This window comes from Actinomadura livida (assembly GCF_014648675.1).
Classification (GTDB): Bacteria; Actinomycetota; Actinomycetes; order Streptosporangiales; family Streptosporangiaceae; genus Spirillospora; species Spirillospora livida.
Map to the genome: position 1 here is coordinate 1 of NZ_BMRO01000014.1, position 20141 is coordinate 20141.

Sequence of the window (20141 nt, forward strand, 5' to 3'; positions counted from 1 at the left end):
TGCCGTTTCAGACGTTCCTCATCCACACAGACGATCTACACCAAACCGCCACCAAAGATCACGGGACACGCCCTAGTCGTGGATGAGGGCGGTGTGGGAGTCGAACAGCAGGAAGTCGAAGTAGCTGTCCACGGGAGACGGCGGTACGAAGAACTCGATGTTCTCGCCCAGCCGGCCGCGCACCTCGAAGTTGATCATTTCGTAGCGCAGGTAGTCGGTGAGCGGGTAGGAGAGCAGCCGAACCCGGGTGAACTCCAGGTGCCGCGCCGCACATCGTCGCGGAGAGGTTGGTCTCCCATCGCCTCCTCTTCCAGAAGGCGGCGGGCCAGCGCGGTGTCGCCCGCCTGGAATGCCTCCTGCGATCGAACGCCGTCCGCCTCGCGGTAGGACTGCCAGCACTCCAGTTTGAGGAAGCGCCGCTCCGTGCGTTCCCAGGCCGCGCCGAAAGACTCCAGGAAGCCCTCCAGGGTCAGCCGCTCACTCTCGTCCAGTGCCCACGCAGGCGGTTGATGCATCATTCGTCCGGGATGTCATTCTTCGCGGCGATGAGGGTAGTGCGGGTGACTCGAACGATGCGTTCGTTCGGTGCGCACCGGGCGTCTTTCCATGGATCCGGCCCGAGTTCCTCGGTAATGTCGACGCCGATGACCGTGAATGCGCCATCGCTGAGCGTGAGAATGTCGGGGGAACCGGTCGTCGAGGTCGTGTCACCGCGCTCGGCAGGTGTTCTGCCGAGTCGGCCGATCACCTTCATGAAAACCTACTGGATAGGAAATCGCGGCTGACCCTACCCGGCTCGCAGCCTGGGAAAACGCCGGTTCTCACTCATGGCCGCACCGGGCCGGTCGACGTTCGCCATAGGAAGAAGTCGATCAGGATAACGGATGACCACGAGTGCGCAGCCGATCAACCTGAAATGCGTGACCGGGGCCGATGGACGTCTCGATGCGCGCGTCACCGACGTCCGTCACGAGCACTTTGACCCGTCGCGGATCAAAGTACTCGTTGCCCGGTGGGCAGGCCCGGGTCAGGCCGCGCGGTGCAGGTTGGTGACCCAGGAGTCGGGCAATCTGATCCATTCGCCGAGGGCGTCCTGGTAGGGGACGGCCACGGTGGCGAGGCGCGGTTCGCGGGAAGGATCGCCCTGCGGGCACAGCAGCCACAGGCCGCGTCCACCGCTGCGGGCCGCCGCCGCCAGCGAGGTGAGGGCACCCATCGCCTGGTAGCGCGCGAACGCCGTGGTCTCCGTCAGCAGTAGCGGCCCGGCACCTCGCTCCATCCGGTCCCGGATCGCCGGCTCCACCCGGCCCCACGCGGTGCGCGTGTACTCGCCGAGCTTGCGCGCCGCCTTGCTGCCGGGCTCGGCGACGTCGGCGCGCAGGATCGTCTCCCAGGTCGGCTTCGTGCCGGGCGGAACGAGTTCGTGCAAGGCTTCCAGGAACAGGGCCGTCACCGACAGCGGATCCGCGCCGAAACGGGCGCCCGACAATTCCGCCACGGCCTGCTCGGTCAGGCCCGCCCGGACCGTCAGGACCCGGAAACCGTCGCGGTGAACGGACGACTCCAGCCGTTCCTCCGCCTCGACGGCGGCGGCCGTCAGCGGGTCGCTGGAGTACCGCATCGCGCCGCCCTTGCGGGTACTGCGGCGACGCCCGGCCAGCGCGGTGACATAGCTGGAGACGATGTCCAGCTTGGCGGGCAGGTACCGGAGGGTGCGGGTGTCCATGCGTTGGGACAGGGTGAGATCGAAACCGGCCTCGCGCAGGGCCCCGGTCAGCGCGCCGCCGGCGGGCAGCCGGTCGCCGGTCTCGTCGAAACGGGGGAACCGGGTGAGGACCCGGCCGTGGACCTCCTCGGTGGTCAGGCCGGGCTGGTTCTCCTCCGGGACGCCGGGGATGAGCCGGACCAGGCCCGCCTGGGTAAGCCGCAGCGCCCGCACAAGGGGAAGGTCGCGAGGGTAGATCTCCAGGCGGGGAGTCACAGCGGCGTTCTTCGCCGCGGCGACGGCGATCTCGACCGTGCGACGCTCGTCCCAGTCGATCGTGCCCTCCGGCGGGCGGATCGCGCCGAGCTCGCCGAGGACCGTCCCGGCCGTCGGCAGCGTGTCGAGACGTGCGAGGCGGTCGGCGACCTTCCCCAGCCGCACGGCGTAGTCGTGCAGGCCGGGTGCCGAGGGGGTGTCGGGACCGTCGTCCTCCCCGACCTCCAGGGCGAGCAGGCCCCCGCCGGCCGCGTCACCGGCGGCGTCGCGGTTCGGGGTGTGGCGGAACGCGCTGTTCTCCGGGACGTACTGTTCCGCCTCCACCACGGCCCGGACCGCGGCGAGCCCCATCGCGCGGCGCAGCTCGGGATTCTGGAACTCCGTGCCGCGCCGGACGGTGAGCACTTCGGCGACCTCCGTCGCGGACGCGATCCGGCCGAGCCCGGCCAGCAGCTCCAGGATCTCCTCGCGCAGCTCCTTCACCGCGGCCAGCCTGCGCCAGCGCCTGCGCTGCTCCTTCAACACCTGCGGGACCCGACCCCGGCTGATGTCCAGCGGCTCGGCCACCTTCGCCTGTGTCGGCCATACCGGCACATCGGGCAGATCGCCAGTCTCGTCGGGCAGCCGCAGCAGCCGCCGCACGATCTCGACCTCGTTGCGGTTCGACCCGTCCGGCTTCAGTTTCGGCACCAGCAGGGTCGCCAGCGCGTCGAGGCTGGCCGCCCGCAGCACGCGCCCGGCGAGAGTCTCGGCTTCCTCGCTCGTCGCCGCGGAATCGACCAGCGATGCCTCAGCGACACTGAGTTCCTTCAGTTCGCCCGCCGCGACCTTGCGTCCCTCGGGTGTCAGCGGAGACTGCGGGACCCGGCCGAGACGTTCGGCCCATTCACGCTGCCGCCCCTGGATCTCCGTGCGGGTCTTGGGCCCCAGGCCGGGGCCGTTGACGAGGTTGCGGCGGCTGTACTCCAGCAGTTCGCCCACGGTCGTGATACCGAGGCCGTACAGAAACGACTGGGCGGCGGGGGTGAGACCCGCGGCCGACAGGTGTGTATCGCGGCTGACCTGCGCGGCGACCCGGTCGCGCTGCTGCTGTGCCGTCTCCGGCTCCGCGTCGGCGATGCCGCCGTTCCCCGCCGCGTCGCCGGCGGTGGAGGCGGGATGGCGGCTGCCCGGGATGGTGGACGGGGCGCTCTCGGCGAGATCCAGGAAGATCTTCTTCCAGGCGTCCCGCATCGGTTTAAGTTCGGGGAACCGCCGGTCGGCGTCCCGGTGCAGGGCCTTGCGGAAGAACGTGACCAGCGCATCGCGGACGGCCGGGTCGAAGGCGTCGGCCGCGATGGTCGGGTAGGGCCACTCCTCCGGGTCGAGCTGCCGCGGCGACGCCTTGCCGTCGCCCCACTTAGGCAGCTCGCCCGACGCCATCTGGTGCAAGGTGACGGCGACGGCGTAGCGCTCGGCGTGCGCGTCGTACACCGAGCGGGTCAGGCCGCCGATGAACGGGTCCAGAAAACCGTCGGTGCCCGCCTCGGTCTCCTGCACGGGGTAGCCGGCCAGCGAGAAGTCGATCAGGACGAGTTCACGGGTGCGGTTGGGACGGATCCGGATCGCGATGTTGTCAGGCTTGATGTCGCGGTGCCAGACGCCTTCGCCCTCCAGGAAGTCGACCGCGCCGAACAGGTAGTCGCCGTAGGCCTCAAGCTGGTCGATCTGGAGGCGTCCGCGTTCGCGCAGCTCGCGCGCCACCGTCTCCTGACGGTGCCGGGTCGTGCCGGTGATGGGCTGATCGTCGGTGAAGCGTTCATCGCCGACGTACTCCAGGGCCAGCACGGTGCGCCCGGCGATGACCAGCGGGTCGGGCTCGACCAGGCGAATAACGCGGGAGTCGGCACGCAGCCGCCCCATAACCTCGGCCTCGCGGACGAGGACCGCGGCCCGCGCATCCGACAGGGCGACCTTGAGTACCGCCAGTACCCGGCCGCCGTGGGCCGCCGGATCGGCGTGCAGGTCCCGTACGAGGAAGGCTCGGCTCGTGGAGCCGGTACCCAGGCGCCGCCGCACCTCCCAGCGGCCCGACAGCACATCGCCGGGGACGGCCTCCAACGGGTCCTTGTCCGGGACGGGTGCCGGGCCGGGATCGGTGGCGACCGGAGCGGTCAGCGCGTCCTCGACGCACTCCAGCATCTCCAGGAACTCGTCGACCGTCGCTAGCCGCCGTTCCGGACGGTAGGCGGTGGCAGCCTGCACCAGCTCGTCGATATCCGAGGACAGACCGTCCACGACCCCGCTCGGCCGCAGGCCCTCGCCCTTCTCCAAGCGCACCAGGACCTCGGTCTGGGACTTGCCGGGAGGTCGGCCAGTCGCCAGTAGGTACGTCAGGACGCCGAGCCCGTACACGTCGAGGGCGACCGCGTCTGGATCGACCGCCGTCAGTTCTGGCGCCAGATAGGCGTCGGAACTGTCCGAGAGATGGATCGCCGACAACTTGGTCGGCGCGAAGCGCGTCGAGCCCGCCGATCCGGCCCGCTGGATCGCGATCTGCCAGTCGGAAATCTGCAGCGTCGGGGACAGCCAGCGGGCGTCCCCGACGGCGGACGGGTCAGCGCCACGGCGGCGCGGGTGGGGAACTACATGAATCGAGCGCGCAGCCAGAGCACGGTGATGAATGCGGCTGGAGTGCGCAGAGCGGATGGTCTCGGCGAGCTGCCGGACCAGTGCCATACGGTCGAGAATGCCGAGCTTATCCCCGTAGCGGATGAGATACTCGTCCAGCCGCAGGGTGTCGGGGTTGTAGTCGAACACCAGGGCCGGGCCGGCGGAGTGGCCGGACGGGTCGTACTGCTTCAGCTGGACCACGCCTGGATGACGGAACCGCTGCAAAACGGCGGCCTCGCGTCGGGCGGCGCTCTCTACCGACCGGCGAATGGAAGCGTCGGCGCCGCGCTCGCTCAGGTAGATCCGGACCCGCGCCGGCTCGTGCAGCTCGCTGTGCCGGGCCAGATGGTCGGCCCAGGTCGGGCCGGTGTCGAACGCCTTGCGCTCCAGCAGGTACGGGCCCACCTTGAACTCCGCCTCGCTGCGGCGAATGCCGACCCGATCCAGCGCAGACTTGATCGCCCGGGAGCGGGGGCCGGTGATGCGCCGTCGCTCGTCGTTCGGGGGACGACGAAGCATCTGTAGGAGTTCGTCAATGGTGTGCACGCTGTGCTGCTCACCCACCGGCAGCCGGACCCGCAGCGAGGAATCGGTGAAGCACACACCGGCACCGACCCAAACGCGCTCGCCCTTTTGGGCCAGTAGCCCGGCGAGCTCCTTGGCCTTCTGGTTGACCAGGTGCAGCGGGTTGCCGTGCGGGATGCGACGCCCGGTCGGCGTCGTCTGCACCCAGTTGCCGTTCTCGGTGGCCAGCCGGCCATGCCAGTTCTTCAGCTCGATCATGTGGACGCCACCGGGGGTGACGACCAGCAGGTCCACCTCCCGGATGTGGCCGGTGTTGGCAGTGAACGTGAAGTTCGACCATGCACGCCACGGATCAGCGTCCGGCAGCTGCTCCCGAATCGCCTCCAGGCCGCGCCGCTCATGCTCGAACTGGGACTCCGTGACCGTCGTCCATCGACCTTCGAGCATCCCCAACCTCGCTCATCGACGCCCACTTCACCGGCCGCCCACCCTGCCGCCGATGCTCAGATGCTATAGCCGGGCCCGGACATTCGGGCTCCCCACGAAGAGTTCTCGACTTATCATCGGGCGAGAGTCCCACTGAAGCATCCGCGAGCGACCGCAGGAGGTATTGCCTCGTACCCCCGCAAGCACCCGAGTTAGTGGCGGCGCGACATGGCGAAGCAGAAGTCCACGACATCTGACTGGGGCTGGGAGGACAAGACCGGCCCGGTCTGGGGCGCACAGGCATATGACCCCAAGGGCGGACAGGATCACCTGGGTCTCGGCTCGGTAAGCTCGGACCGGATACTGCCGACGTTGTCGCCGGGCATCAACGTGCTGACCATCCACCCGAGGTACTGGTCGTTCTACGCATGGGTGCTGGCGACATTCTGGAACCGAGACGATCTTCCTCGGACGAGGGCATCGTTCAGAGGCTTCTACCGGCCTCGTGAGGCGCTGTTCTCAATGGCTTGCCACGTGTGCGAGGCTCCCGAGCACGACACACTCGTCGGCAACATAGTGGGGTCGCGGCGCGTCAACGGTCTTCGGAACGGCCAGACCTTCGATCCCGAGTACGACTACATCAAGGAGCCTCTCGGCGGTTACGGCCTGTACTACCGGTCGGCCATGGAGGCGATGGGGGTTCTGGTCATAGCCGGAACGGACAACGGCTTCCCCTTCGACGCCCCGACCCCGGCCGGCAGAGCGCTTGCTGCGGCCTATGGGCGATCTGTCGAGAAGACGAACCTTGGGAAGATGCTCTCGGCCGATAGGATACCGGCACGAGTTTCGCGTCAGGATGTTGCCGCCTTCGCCGACGCAGCCTGCTTATGCCGACTCCGCCTTGCCGACAACTTTGATCTTCCCCTCGTCCGGGAGTTGTTCCTGCACGTCGGTCACGCTGGCGAGCCTGAAGCTCGCCGGGGAACGCTACGGTTCGTCCTTGACCTCAGTCAGAGTTCGCAGGCGGTCGGAATCGAGGAGAAAGAGTTCCGCCAGCTCGCCTTCTATCGCGAGCTAAGCGGTGCAACGTACGAGCCGCGGGAGGACTTGGCCGCCGTTGCCCGCCGCTGGCGGCTCTATCAGGCGCGCGAGTACTTCTCCTTCGCGTTCAACCGCCTTTTTGGCTGGGTGAGCCGCACGGGGCTTGAAGAGTCGGAGGATGGGCTCTCACCCGTTCCTATCGGCCGACTCTGGGAGATAGTCGATCGGGCCCTCGACGACAGCAGCTTCGTGAGCGAGACCGACCTTGGCGACCACGTCGTGGACGCCTCCACGACAGCGGCAACGTTCGCCGACCTGCTGGCCCAGCACGTCGACCTCAGTCCCGCGGTCGATGCCATCTGGCCGCGCCATGCCAGTGTCGACGAGCATGCACTCTATGAGCGGTGCAGCTCCCAGGTGGACGATGCCGAGACCCTGGTGGCGATGCTGGCCATCCTTCTGCTCCTCTACCGCCGACTCGGCACGCCGGGACGGCGCGCCGACCTCGAAGCGGACTGGGGCATCCTCCGCAGCGGTGAATCGCTGCGGATCGGGATGCTCGGCTTCTTCAACCGGCTCCACAAGAAGATCCTGGCAGGAGTCACTCTGTCCGGACTCGCACGCTGGGTCATCGAATACCACGTGATCATCCAGCACGAACGGGTCGCGACGTCCAAGCTCCCGCATGACACCTTCCGAGTGCGACGGTCCGGCGAACATCTGCGGTTCTTCGTGCAGGAGGCGCCAGCGCGCTTCAACGACAGCCGGTTTCTCGCGCTGAGCACGACCGTTCACGAACTGGGGTTGGTGAGCCCCCTACGAGATGCCAACCGCAGATTGACGGCGCCCGGCCGCGAACTGCTTGAACAAGGGGACCTCGAGGCAGGGGACTTGGAAGCTGCGGCGGCTGCCTTCGAGCCCCCACAGGGGGACGACAAGTGACCGAGTCGACCGTCCCCGCACAACTAGTCGTGCCGGAACTCCTCCAAGGGCCATGGTCGAGTCTGGTCATCCTGACCTTCGGGGCCGAGCTCGGGTTCTTCGAGAACAGGCTCCTCAGCCAGCTCTCGCAAGTTCCCCTCCGGGTGATCCTCGCCGATGGCGAGCAACTCGGAGCGAAACTCGCGGAGGCAGCTGCCACGGGCCAGCGTTGGAAGCGGGCCAACCGGACGTACGTGGCCGGGCCGATCCGACACCAACGGTCTGCGCACGCCAAAGTCATCATGCTGACCGCGGAGCAGGAGGGGCTACTGGTCGTCGGATCTGGAAACCTCGGTCACGACGGATACGCGTCGTCCGGGGAACTCTGGAGCATCTTCCGCTATCACGACGAACGCCCCGGCCACCTTCCGGAGTTCGTGGCAGCCCGATCACTCATCGATGGCATGGCCAGGCGTGACCTCCTGGATCCTCCGGTCGTGGAGCTACTGGGGGACGTATGGGGAACAGCGCCTTGGATGCCGGCCAAGGGGGCCGTCGACACCCTCGTACAGCACAATCTCGCTCGCCCCTTAATCGAGCAGCTCGCTGACAGGGTCACCTGGCCGGTCCACGAACTCGTGGCGTATGCGCCCTTCCACGATCCCGAGTGTGCCGCCCTTGCCGAGCTGATCGCGAAGTTCTCCCCCGCAAAGGTCACCGCCCTCGTGAGTAAGGGGACCTCAGTTGACCCCGAGCACCTGAACTCGGTTCTGTCGAGAGCCGGGGCCGCGTCCACGGAGGCCATCACCGTAGAGGGGCACGCGACGACCTACATCCATGCGAAGTGGGTCCACCTGCTCGGTCAGGACAGAGAGGTGCTCCTGAGCGGATCGGCCAACCTGTCGCGCTCAGCCCTGCTGCAGACCGCCGAGACCGGGAACATCGAGGTCGGCCTGATTCGCGAGAGCGCGAAGGGAGGATTCGCCTCCATCTACGAGCACCTGGTTCGAACGCCCGTTGCGGACGTCGGAGAGCTAGGGCTTCGCATCCAACCTTCGACCAAGAAGGAGATCGTTCAGCCGGGCCATCCGATCCTGTGGTGGAGCCGGCTGGACGGCAAGGCACTCACCCTGGTCTTCGACCGCGTTGTCCACGAGCCCCATGCTGGGCTGGAGTTGTCGGTGACCACCGGTGGCGTGGGTCTTGAGCACGCCGCGATCCAGTTCGATGGGACATCCGTCAAGCTGCAACTGACCGCCCAGTCGGCCGCCATGGTGACGGAAGGCGGGGCCGTTGAGGTCCATTTCGGCGGCGACGAAGATACAGCGAGCCACGCGTGGCCGTATCAACTCGCCCAGCTCCGAGGGCGCTTGGAGAGAGCCGACCGACGGGAAAACCTGGCCAGGATCGGCCGCCTTCCAGACAAGGAAGCGGAACTGATCGAGCTTCTCCACGAGCTGGAACAGTCACTCATCATCGACGCCGCCACGGCCTGGCGGGTGGTAAAGCCGACCGTGCCGCCGCCCGAGACAGATGGTGAGGGTGCGTCGATCTCGTGGGACGACCTCGACTGGGATCGTGTCCGGCGTGACCCGCGGTACACGGGCTCCCTGCCGCGCAGCCACGGCACCGCGCCGACCGACATCCAGCTCATCCTCGCTGCTATCAGCGGTCGCCTCGGAGAACTCGGCGTCTTTCCCCCGACGCTCGACAGCGACGATGATGAATCGGATTTGGCACGCGAGGGGGGTACGGAGTCTGCCGACAAGGCGGAGGAAAACGAGGATGACATGGAAGATGAGGTGACGAGGCAGACACTTTCGATCAGCACCAAAGGCCGCATGGCCTTGAACCGATTCATCAGGCGTTACGCCCTCGCCACGCGGGACGACAGATTCATCGAGGAGATGGGCCCACTCGTGGCTGCGACGAACGCGGCCATCTTCAGTAACCTACTGGAACAGCTCGCGGAGATGGACCACGCGGACGCACATCGCATCGTAGAAGCCCAGCTGTCCCTCTGGGAACTGCTATGGGGGTCGCCCACGGGGCGAGGCGGGGTACTTGATACGGCTGCCGAGGACGAGAAAGCAGAGATAGCAGCACGACTCTCAGAGGCAGGAGTACAAGCGGCGGCAATGCGGGCCATGGTCTGGATCTATGATCAGGACCTGGATGAGGCGCTGAGTAGCGCGATCCGCGACCAGTTGCGCCACCTGATCGTCGACCACACGTTCGGTCTCGACGAGCAGCTTCTCCAGGCACTAGACCCTCAGGGCAGCCGGACCCCGACCATGCTCGCCGTCCTCGCGAAGATCGCGAGAACCTCCAGCCAGCGGGAACGGGAAGAGTGCATACTCTCCCCCCTGAAAGTGTCACGCTTTGCCGCCACCTGGGAAGTCGCAGACGTCCGGCGCTCACGCGCCGGCCGGATCACCAACCTGGAAACGGACGTCCTGGTCGTCCGCGAGCACGTGTTCGCTCTCAATAGCGACAAAGTACGAGCCGCACTTGGCCGACTGGCCGTAGCGCGCCGCCTCGCGGGCCTCGATCACTCCTACCTTCGCATCCGCTTTGCAGGGAACGGACGGGACGTGGGGATCTGGGACGAAGGCGGTGACGAGTGGAAGCTTCTCATCCAGATCGGCGACGAACAGATCGAGGGCCTCGCTCTCGATCCCCCCTGGCCAGACTGGTTGTTCGTCCTTGACGAACTTCAAGACTGGGCAGATGCGCGCAGGCCCACTCGGGTTGTCGCCTAGGTTGAGCCCCCGCCGATAGGCGGCGAACGGCGGGTAGGACTGCTTTGGCCCGCGTCGCCGCCCGCAAGCGCTTGGCTCACAACGCCCCCTGGCAAGGGGCACGCTGCGGACGGCGTTGTCATCAAGCGGTCCCATGTGGTCGGCTGTTCCGGTGAGCATCGACCAGTTCTTCGGCTACGGGCCTGAGGCTCCGTTCGCCACCAACGAGGTGTTCACCAACAGGGGAGAGCAGATCGATCGGTGTCATCGCTGGCTGATCGGACACTCCGCCCGTAAATGGCCCGTCCCGGCGCTCATGGACTTCCAACGGCCCGCGGTCAACGTCCTCGCGGTGGCTGGAGAGGGCGGCATCGGCAAATCCACTTTGACGCGGCACGTCGCTGACCTCGCGGTTCGGGGAGAGTTGGACGGGCTTCCCAAGAATCGGGCGTGCGCCGTGCTGGACTTCGCAGACCCCGACAGCTCCAGCTTCGAGTCGTTGCTAATGCGTGTCCGGGCTGGGCTGGGGGGTCTGACGCGTTCCTGGCCAGCTTTCGACGTCGCGCTGGCCCTCTACTGGGAGCGTAAGCATCCGGGTGAGTCGCTGGCCGCCTTTCTCGGCAAGGGGTCGGTGGACGGACGGCGAGCAGCGGATCAGGTGAGCGGGACCGTCGACCAGTTCCTCGGCGGCTTCGGCGCGATCAGCGTCACCTACCAGGTCTTGGACAAGCTCGGACGCACCGTCGCGCATAAGGCCAAGCTGAAGTCACTGCGCAACGAGTTGCCCGCCCTCGACCCCATCCTCGATGAGCCCGACCCTGACCGGATGCTCGGCTACATGCCCGTCCTACTTTCGGCCGACCTGGAACGCGCCCGAGCCAAGAGGCCCGTACTCGCAGTGTGTGTTCTCGACACACTGGAGATCGTCCAAGGGCTGCCGTCCGAGCGCGGCGGCCTGGAGGACCTGGTGTCGCGGTTGGTCTATCTGATGCCGAACGTGGCGTTCCTGGCGGCCAGCCGGTTGCCGCTGGGCTGGCACGACCCGGTCCGTGCCCTTGGACTGACCTACGGCGGCGCGCACCGCTGGCCCGATCTCGCCGGACCGGTCCAGCTCAGGCTGGACGGCTTTGATCCGGTGTCCGCGAACGAGTATCTGACGACGCGGCTGACCGTGGACGACCGCCCCGCCATCGACGAGGCGGTGCGGAACCGGATGATCGCCGGATCCGGCGGCTCACCGTTGTACCTGGACCTGTCGGCGAGCCTGTACGGGCAGTACCTCGCGCGCGGCCAGGCGCCACCCCCGGAGGTGTTCGGACTCGGGTTCCCAGAGCTGGTGCTGCGGACGATGAGGGACCTGTCGGAGACCGACCGTGACCTCCTGCGTGCCGCCGCGCTGCTCGAAGCGTTCGATGCCGACCTGCTGCAAGCGATGCTCCCGAGCATCCGCCGCCGGCGAATCGAGGCCTTCACCTCCCGCCCGTTCGTCCGGCGCGAGGAGTCGGTGTGGCCCGCATACCGGCTGCACGACAACCTGCGACGCAGTGTCCTGGACTGTGACGCTCACACACCCGATGGATGGACCCTCAGCGAACGTCGCGAACACCTGCAGCGCGCCATCAACCACCTCGCGAAGGTCGCGTTGTCGATCTGGGACGAGGAAGAGTCGTCCTCGCTGGCTGAGCGGAGCCGCCGGACCGTCGCCGCGTTCTTACTGCTGTTGCGTGCCGCGATCGAGCAGGACGTAGTGCCGCCGGTGCTGGGGGACCTCGCGTACAGCCTGAGCGTCGCCGGCCACTGGCAGGTCCTAGCGTCCCTCCCCGCACCGGACGCAGTGCCCGAGCTAACGCGGCTGTCTGCCGTCGCCCGGCTAACCACCCGCGGCGACCTCAACGCCGAGGACCGCTACCAGGCGATGCAGAGGCTGGTCGGTGAGCATGCAACGCCCGAGTCCATCGACCCATTCGCCGACTACTACCGCTGGGAGCTGGGCACCCGCGCCCACGTCGCCGGACACCTGAACGAAGCGATCGGTCATCTGTCAGCGATCACGGCCGACGGCTCGCTGATCGGCGCGAGCGCTCTGTTCGGCTTGGCCGACAACGCCCTTCGCCGCGGTGACTACCGGCAGGTCGCCGAACTGATGGACAAAGCCACCGACGAAGGCCTCGACCGCATCCGTGTCGCCGACATGCTCGGCCACACCTACATCCACAACGCCCGCTTCGCCGACGCCGCCCGTCTCTTCGAGACCACGCTGGAAGCCGCCCAGGCCGCGGGAACGCCGCTGTGGGAAGCCCGCGCCCTGCGCCACCTAGCCCTCGCACTCATGTGGTTCGACCCCGACCGCACCCTCGCCCTCGTCCCCCGCGCCCGCGACCTCAACTCCTCTGTCGGGGAACTGATCGGTGTGGCCCAGTGCGACCTGGCCGCCTCCATGGCTCACGCCCTGCGAGGCGAGCACGTGCAGGCCGCAGACCTCTTGGAAAGCGCAGCCCGTCAGTACGAGGAGCTCGGCGCCACCGGGGAACTCACCCCCGCGGAAGCCATCCGGGTACTGCAGTACGCCGCCGACGGACGCATCGACCAAGCCATGGCCATCGCCACGCGCCTCGCCGCGTCCTCCCAAGGTCCGCAACCCGAGTGCCTACCCGTCTGGGTCCAAGTGACCAGTTGGTGGGCCAGCATCCCTGCCCCGGAGGATGCGGCCTTGCGATGGCTCGATAGCACCGACACCGCCCTACAGCGTTGGAAGGAGCCCCTAGACCGGCTTCGGCGCCAACACCGTAGTGTGTGCACACCGCTCGACGTGGCTGACCGAGAGGCGTTCATCCCCACCAACCGGCTACCCGGCGATGTCCTCGATCGCACCGTGCGGTCGGCGTCCGCCTCTCCGGCATTCGATGGGCCACCTCTTCAGCATGCCGACGACGGGATCATCAACGGGGAACGAACTGTCATCAAGCTGCAGCGCCGCGCCCACGAGCGCCTGGAGACCGCCCTGCACTTTGAGCACCTCCGCACCGCAACCGGCATCCCGGCTCCGCGGCTCCTCGACTACGGCGCCGTCCCTGGCGGCACCTGGTGGGCTGTCCTCGAACGGCTCCCCGGAACACACAGCGACCAGCCAACTCTCGAGCAGCAGCGCGCGCTGGGACGCATGCTGCGCTCGTGGCACTCACACAGCCCGGCCGCCGGCCTGCGGCTGGACGACCCCGGCGCGCTCGGCGTCCTGCTCGGCTGGGCACGTCGCGCCGTCCCTCGCGCCTACCCTGCTCTCGCCCAACGTCTCAGCGACGCCTGCGAAGCCATGCCAATGACGTCGATCCACGGGGATGTTGCCGTCGGCCATAACGCGCTGTTTGACGGCGACAACCTCACCAGCGTTCTGGACCCTGGCGCCGTCGAACAGGGCCCGCCGATGCTCGACCTGGCCTGGGCCCTTGCCGTGGACCTTCCACACGGCGGGTCGACCGAACCACTTCTAGAAGGTTACGGCGAAGTCGATCACGCGGCCCTGGACGCGCTGCTTCCGCTCATGCTCTTGCGGCGCTTCATCGACACCTTCGCCTTGGGGCTATTCGACACAGACGGCCAGTGGATAGCCCGTCATCTGCGCGACCACTATCCGGACCTACTGGCACTAGTGGAAGACGAGCTAAGCCTCTAATCCGCCAGGCCCAGCCGCACCGCCCATCGATACGGGATGTAGTTGTCCAGCACGTTGGCCGGCACCGACAACCGCTCACAGAGCTCAGGCTCGTCATCACGCGCATAGAAGCGGTTCAGCCCGTCGAACAGCACCAGGTCATACCCCGCGGCCAGCACGCCTGGCTCCCACTCGTGATGGCTGGGACGCGAGGTCAAGGGCACCGTCGCCTCGATCACGATCGCCCGCGGCCGCCACGCCGCCAGATCCGCCGAGGCCAGAACGGACGCCTCAGCCCCCTCGACGTCTACCTTCAACAGGTCGAACCCCGGCTGCGCATACTCCGATAGCACCGTTTCCAGCCGCGTCACCTCGACGCGCAGCTCCTCACACCGCCATCCATCGGCCAGGTGCAGCATCAGCACCTCCCGCTCCAGCGTGCTCAGGCCACCACCACCGGTCTTCCCCGGCCCCGGAACGATCCGGAAGAAGCTCGCCAGACCAGGGCGCTCTCCAATCGCCACGTCCAGCGTCACATCACCCGGCCGGGCAGCCCGCAAGCTCTCGAAGCGCTCGGGCAGGGGCTCAATGTTGACCCCGCGCCATCCAAGCCGATCCACCAAGTTCTTGGTCAGCGACCCCTGAACCGGGTTCCCAGCCCCAACATCCACGAAGAACCCATCAGGCTGGTCGCCGAAGGCCCGCACCAACACAACGTCCTCGGCGTTCCCGCCATACGCGACCAGATCGCACCCAGCGGGTAGGTTCGACCCCATACCGCCAACCGTACGACGTGCTCGCTCCACCCCACACCGCATTGGCGCAGCAAGAGGCTCTGAGCTACTCGAAGCACCATGGTCAAGGCTGTTGGGGCCTTGGTAGGGCTGATCAGCCCAGCCTTCTCCGCCATCTCCTCGTCGGCGGTTCGGATGCATCCCGACGCATCTCCGCGTACCTGACGATCGAGTTTGGGCTCGCGGTACGGACCCACAGGGGGACTCCGACCATGATGCGTTCAGCGCCAGCGAGGCTTCCTCGGAAATCCCAACGGTGGCCATCTAGAATAACGTCGGTGTAAATCTCAGCTAGCCACTCACAATTTCTTGCGTGACCGAGTGTGTATCCGCGCGTCCAGGGCCTGTTCTCGTGCTCGGCGATACCGCCCGTGATGCCCTGGTTGAGTGCGATCTTCAACGCCTCGACGGCACGAGATTCCTCGTCGTCCCATTGAGAACTGTTCTGCCGGCCATGGCTTTGCAACAATTCCTCGATGGCCTGGCTTGCTGACGATGACCAGCCAGTGTCCAGGGCATCGGAGGTACGAAAGCCCGCGGTGTTGTCCAGGCTGCCGAACAGGCACAGCTCGACCCGTTGCCCGCTGGTGCTGCGAGTCCGGGTGTGAAGAAGGGCTGCCTTGTCGCTGGCAGGTCCGCCCACGAACTTAGCGAACGATACTTGACCGACCCCCTTAGCGAAGAGAGCAGGAGGGGGATCAGCGAAGGTCGAGACAGCCTGGTCTCCCAGCGCTTTCTCGATCACGGCTGCGGCCCTACGCAAGTTGCGCTGCTTCTTCTCCCCACCGGCGAGTTCGACCTGAGGCACCGGCACCCCCCCGATCGAGCCCGGCGACTTGATCGACAATTGCCGCTTCGGTCCCAGGTCGAGGCCGTTATCTGCGGCGAAGGCCTCGATCCGCCGGCCAGACCAGTACAGGTACTTGCCGATACTCCCAGCTGACAAGGCTGACCCCCTAATGTTCCGGCCACCTGGCACGCACCTACCACTCTCGCCCAATGTCTCACGAAAAGAAGACGGCCGCGACACGAGTTGCGAGCTGAACTGATGCCCTTTGGTCCGGCCATCAGTCCAGCGGGATCCGGCACCTAAGATCACGCGGATCGACACCCGTACGCTAAACGTCGACCTGCTGCCGAGCGGCACAGGGCGCACTACATGCGACAGAAGGGGAAGTTGTCGGGCTTGAACACCGCGGTGGCGCACTCGCTGCACATCTGCTCCACGGAAATCCGTTGGCTCCTAGCCTCAGTCACGAGGCCAAACGGATGGTCGATTACCATGCGCCTCGGATCTCCGAACTCGGGACCTCCAGGCACGAGCGGGTGACGGACGGTCTACCTAGTCTAGCAACGGTTCGCGAAAGAGCACCGTCTGCAGCACCGGCCTTTCGATTTCACACGCGACAGTGTTGGGGAACTCACGGTGTCGCATTGGTCGCACTTCGACTTCCAGGGTACAGAGGTAAACCCTGGGTACGGTTCAAGCGGAATGCGGCCAGCGGCACACAGCGTAGCTTCCGCTATCTCGACAGGGACACGTTGAGCGAGCCCACGTTGGGCGTCACCACAGGGTTTGCATCCTCCGCCACGCTGATCGACGTTGTTGTGCCGAGGGTAGACGATGGCGTCGCACCGGGTGCAGCGGCACTTCCACGGCTTGGAGGAGCCAGGGAAATCCTCAAGAGGCTCCAGACCAGCGGCGACCATCACCTCGACCGCATGCTCGGCGCTGAACGTCCTCGCCCGCCGTGCTCTGGCCGCCAGCAGGTGGCGACCTTGCACAGTTTTTCCGCCGTACGCAGCAGCGAAACGCTCTACAATCTCCCACATTTCTGAGCTGCTGACCGCCTCGAGCGCGAACGTTTCGGTCGCTCCGCCCTGCGGCATGTCTGCAGGGACGAGATAGGGCTCAAGGCTCAGGTCCTTCTCTAGATGAGTGATCACCTCATTCTCAATTTGGTAGGCGATGCTGCCAGTCGGGGTCTTCACCGTATTGACGACGTCCCAGCCTCTTCGGCGATGGCTATCGATACGGTCTGTGCGAGCTTCGAGACTGGTGACACCGACCTTCACCGCGCCGAGACCGTGATGAATGACCACATACACCAGCGCCGGAGCAGCCAGGTCCGGCCAGCCCGCGCAGATCCGGCATGCGCGGCCCCGATTCCTGACGTTGCCATACCGCGGTGCGATGGCGTTTCCACACGTTAAGCACGTGCACGGCCAGGGAAGGTTATAGCCAGGAAATGCCTCGCAGGGTTCGGCTCCGGCAGTTCTCATGTTTGCCGCTGCCACGTCTGGGTCGGTTGGTCCGAGACCAGAGCAGTAGCGGCAGCCTTTGCTGAGACCACTGCGCACATGGGTGAGCTTCGGCGACACGTAGTTGCCACATCGCATGCAGCGGCTCCGCCATGGTTGATGGGTTCCGGGAAACGGAACCAGCGGCTTGAGATGCCGAGCCTCGAAGGCGGCCACAGCTTCCTCGACGTCCGTAGCGGCGTTGTCGGCACAATGGCGGCAGCCGCTGCCACGTCTAACATTTCCAAGACGGGGCTGTGACTCCTTCCCGCACGTCAGGCAGTACGAAGACCACGGCTCCGTTGAACGGCCTGGGTAGTCGGTAAGCGGTTCAAAGCCCCGTTTCCGCATGTCCGCTACGGCCCGCTCCGCTTCGCGGCGCCGTGACATGTCCGACGCTTGGCGGGCCGCGCAGGTTTTGCAGCCGTGCCCCCTCCGAATATTCGATATCGTTGGCGCGCTGACCGTCCCGCAAGCTCGGTGCCTACTCGTCCACGACTTGTTAGCACCCCGATATGCCTCCAGTGGAAACCAACCAGCCTTGTCCAGATCGGCCAGCGCCTTCTCGGTCGCCGCTGCGAGCTTCGCAGCATTCGCACGTTCTCGACCGCAATGTTCACAGCCCTTCACTCTGCCGCGAACCACGTTGTTCAACGTGGGGGCTACCTTGGCGCCGCAATCCATGCATTCGCACCGCCAGGCGACGTTCGCACGCACGTACGGGCCGAGAGGCCTAAGCCGCACCAGTTCCATCTCCGCCGACGCGGTCTCGTGTGTCCAACTTGTCTTCGATCGCTGGCCGAGTGGTTGCGTCACGACACATCAGGCTAGGTCATCCTGTTCGCTCAAATGGGCGGTACGGTCCGGCTGACTGGCCTCAAAATCGGTCTTCGACAGACCAGCCTTTCCCGGTCTGCAGCCCTTGGACGGGCACCGGAGGCCATGTAGGCGGCGAGCTATAGTTGGGGTGGTGATTGAGGCCTTGCGGGCTCGGTCGTAGCGCGTGGTGGTGCGTGGGTCTGCGTGGCGTGCGGCGATCCGTACGTCGCGGGGGTCAAGGTTGTCGAGCACGGTTGTCACGAAGGTGTAGCGGAGCATGTGCGGTGCATCCGCGACAACCAGACCACGGATTCGGCCGCGAGCCGGCGCAGGCTGCAGGTGGCGACGTGTCGATCCATCCGAACTCCGCGGGTGTCGAGCAGGATCGGCCTGGACGTCCGGTCGCAGGTGGCGCGGTCGATGGCTCTGCCGACTGTCAGGCGGAGAGTTATCAGGACGATTCGGTGCCCTTGACACCACGCGTAAGACTCGGTGGCCGTGTCCCTCGCCCAGGTCGTCAATGTCGGCGCTGGTAGCCTCAAAGATCCGCAACCCGAGTAGCCCGAACATCGAGACCTGCGCGAAGTCATTAATGTTGGTCGATGTCCGCGCGGTGACAGTCCATCTAGGTCAGGCCCACACTTGGGCGACCAACTACGCAGAAGGACACTACCTCTCGGTCCGTCGGATCTGCGACGATGACCTCCTAAACAGGAGCGACGCAGACGGGGCAAGTGGTGGCTGACTACAGGAGTGAAGTCCGACCGAGCGTGATCACCGACTTGGAGACCAAGGTCTCCAAGGAGAACTACGGCAAATACCTCAAGCGACTGACGCTGCGGAAGCTTCGAGGCTTCACCGACCGTGAGGTTACCTTCGACTTCCCGGTCACCGCTTTGGTAGGGCCGAACGGCGGGGGCAAGACTACCGTCCTGGGGGCGGCAGCACTTGCCTACAAGAGCGTCGCTCCGGGGCGATTCTTCGCCAAAAGCGGCAAATATGATGCCAGCATGCAAAACTGGTCGATTGAGTATGAACTCATTGACAAGGAGCTCAACCCTCGTTTGTCGGTCTCGCGCACCGCGAGCTTCAAACAGCTGAAATGGAACCGCACCGCCCCAGAGCGGGAAGTGCTGGTGTTCGGAGTCGAGCGGACCCTGCCCGCTACCGAGAGGTCCAAGCTCAAGGCTGCAATCGGCGGGTCCTTCGCCGCCGCACGCGAGGTGACTCTAGCTCCCGAGGTCACAGAGCATGCCGCGAAAATTCTTGCCAAGCCCATAGAGGGGTTTCGACAGCTCTATGTGGACGATGCCGGCAAGGTCTCACTCTTCTCTGGCCTCACACCTCGGGGGGACGGTTACTCCGAGTTCCACTTCGGCGCTGGCGAAGCGAGCGTCATCCGCATAGTCGCCGAGGTCGAAGCAGCCTCCCCTGGGGCCATGATTCTTATCGAAGAGATCGAGAACGGCCTGCATCCAGTGGCCGCTCAACGCATGGTCGAATACTTGATCGGTGTCGCCCACCGCAAATCGTGCCAGGTCGTTTTCACCACGCACTCAAATGATGCGCTCGCCCCACTGCCCTCTAAGGCCATCTGGGCGGCGCTCCTCGGTAACGTGATCCAGGGGAAGCTCGACGTGAAGGCATTGCGGACCATCACCGGTCAGATTGAGGCCAAACTTGCGATCTTCGTCGAGGACGAATTCGCCGAGCTCATGGTCACCACCGCCCTTCGCAGCCACGGCGGCATCGAGTTGGATGAGATCAAAGTGCATGCGATGGGAGGAGCCGACCCGGCTATCAAGGTCAACGCTCAACACAACATCGACCCGACCTGTACCTATCCGTCGATTTGCATTCTTGACGGCGACCAGTCCGAGCGCGCAAATCCCGACAAGGGCATCTTCACGCTGCCCGGGGCCAGCTCGCCCGAGGCCCACGTGCTAAATCGGGTGCTGGATTGTCTGGACGAAGAAGCGGGTCGGCTTGCGGTGGCCCTTCACCTTGGCCTGCACGACCAGGAGCGAGTGAAGAAGGTCGTGAAGGAGCGCGCGCTGACCAACTGGGATAGACACATGGTCTGGGAGCAAATCGGCGGCGATCTGGACTTCACCTCTGGCCACATCGTTAAAAGCGCGTTCCTGACGATCTGGGCCCACAAGTTCCCGGGAGAAGTTGAGGCTCTGGTGGAGGCGATCGGCGGCGGGCTTCCCCGCCGGGACAGCGACACTCCGTGAACTGCGGCTGGTCAACGCGGCCGCGCCAATTAACTTGGCGTCCAGCTCTCGCTG

General features: G+C 65.9%; 10 protein-coding genes. 4 read left to right on the top strand and 6 right to left on the bottom strand.

The features are described from left to right. Positions 1–72 precede the first annotated feature (72 nt). The 4 genes from IEZ03_RS38650 to pglW form a co-directional block, all read right to left on the bottom strand. Positions 73–258 (bottom strand): DUF6879 family protein, encoded by a 186-nt coding sequence (locus tag IEZ03_RS38650; RefSeq protein WP_373293696.1) that lies wholly within the window; start codon positions 256–258, stop codon positions 73–75. Beyond that, a complete protein-coding gene (locus IEZ03_RS28955; protein WP_229808654.1) occupies positions 195–515 on the bottom strand; it encodes a hypothetical protein in 321 nt (106 codons plus the stop codon). Before IEZ03_RS28955 ends, IEZ03_RS38650 begins: the two co-directional genes overlap by 64 nt. Next, complete coding sequence (locus IEZ03_RS28960) at positions 515–754, bottom strand: hypothetical protein (protein ID WP_184890076.1); 240 nt, start codon at positions 752–754, stop codon at positions 515–517. Before IEZ03_RS28960 ends, IEZ03_RS28955 begins: the two co-directional genes overlap by 1 nt. A 273-nt stretch (positions 755–1027) precedes the next feature. Continuing rightward, positions 1028–5605 (bottom strand): BREX system serine/threonine kinase PglW, encoded by a 4578-nt coding sequence (gene pglW, locus IEZ03_RS28965; protein WP_184890077.1) that lies wholly within the window; start codon positions 5603–5605, stop codon positions 1028–1030. A gap of 207 nt (positions 5606–5812) precedes the next feature. On the opposite strand from pglW, the gene IEZ03_RS28970 reads away from it, so the two are divergent. The 3 genes from IEZ03_RS28970 (at position 5813) to IEZ03_RS28980 (ending at position 13957) form a co-directional block, all read left to right on the top strand. Next, positions 5813–7567, top strand: a complete 1755-nt coding sequence (locus IEZ03_RS28970) for a hypothetical protein (RefSeq protein ID WP_221480939.1) — start codon at positions 5813–5815, stop codon at positions 7565–7567. After that, positions 7564–10308 (top strand): phospholipase D-like domain-containing protein, encoded by a 2745-nt coding sequence (locus tag IEZ03_RS28975; RefSeq protein WP_184890078.1) that lies wholly within the window; start codon positions 7564–7566, stop codon positions 10306–10308. Before IEZ03_RS28970 ends, IEZ03_RS28975 begins: the two co-directional genes overlap by 4 nt. A 151-nt stretch (positions 10309–10459) precedes the next feature. After that, the gene (locus IEZ03_RS28980; RefSeq protein ID WP_184890079.1) at positions 10460–13957 is read left to right on the top strand and encodes an aminoglycoside phosphotransferase family protein; all 3498 of its coding nucleotides are present in this window, start codon (positions 10460–10462) and stop codon (positions 13955–13957) included. On the opposite strand, the gene IEZ03_RS28985 is transcribed toward IEZ03_RS28980, so the two are convergent. Next, a complete protein-coding gene (locus IEZ03_RS28985; protein WP_184890080.1) occupies positions 13954–14712 on the bottom strand; it encodes an FkbM family methyltransferase in 759 nt (252 codons plus the stop codon). The genes IEZ03_RS28980 and IEZ03_RS28985 overlap by 4 nt on opposite strands. 112 nt (positions 14713–14824) lie before the next feature. Beyond that, complete coding sequence (locus IEZ03_RS28990) at positions 14825–15676, bottom strand: hypothetical protein (RefSeq protein WP_184890081.1); 852 nt, start codon at positions 15674–15676, stop codon at positions 14825–14827. A 2944-nt stretch (positions 15677–18620) separates the two neighbouring features. On the opposite strand from IEZ03_RS28990, the gene IEZ03_RS28995 reads away from it, so the two are divergent. Next, entirely contained in the window at positions 18621–20087 is a 1467-nt protein-coding gene (locus tag IEZ03_RS28995; RefSeq protein WP_229808655.1) for an ATP-dependent nuclease, read from the top strand. Positions 20088–20141 lie beyond the last annotated feature (54 nt).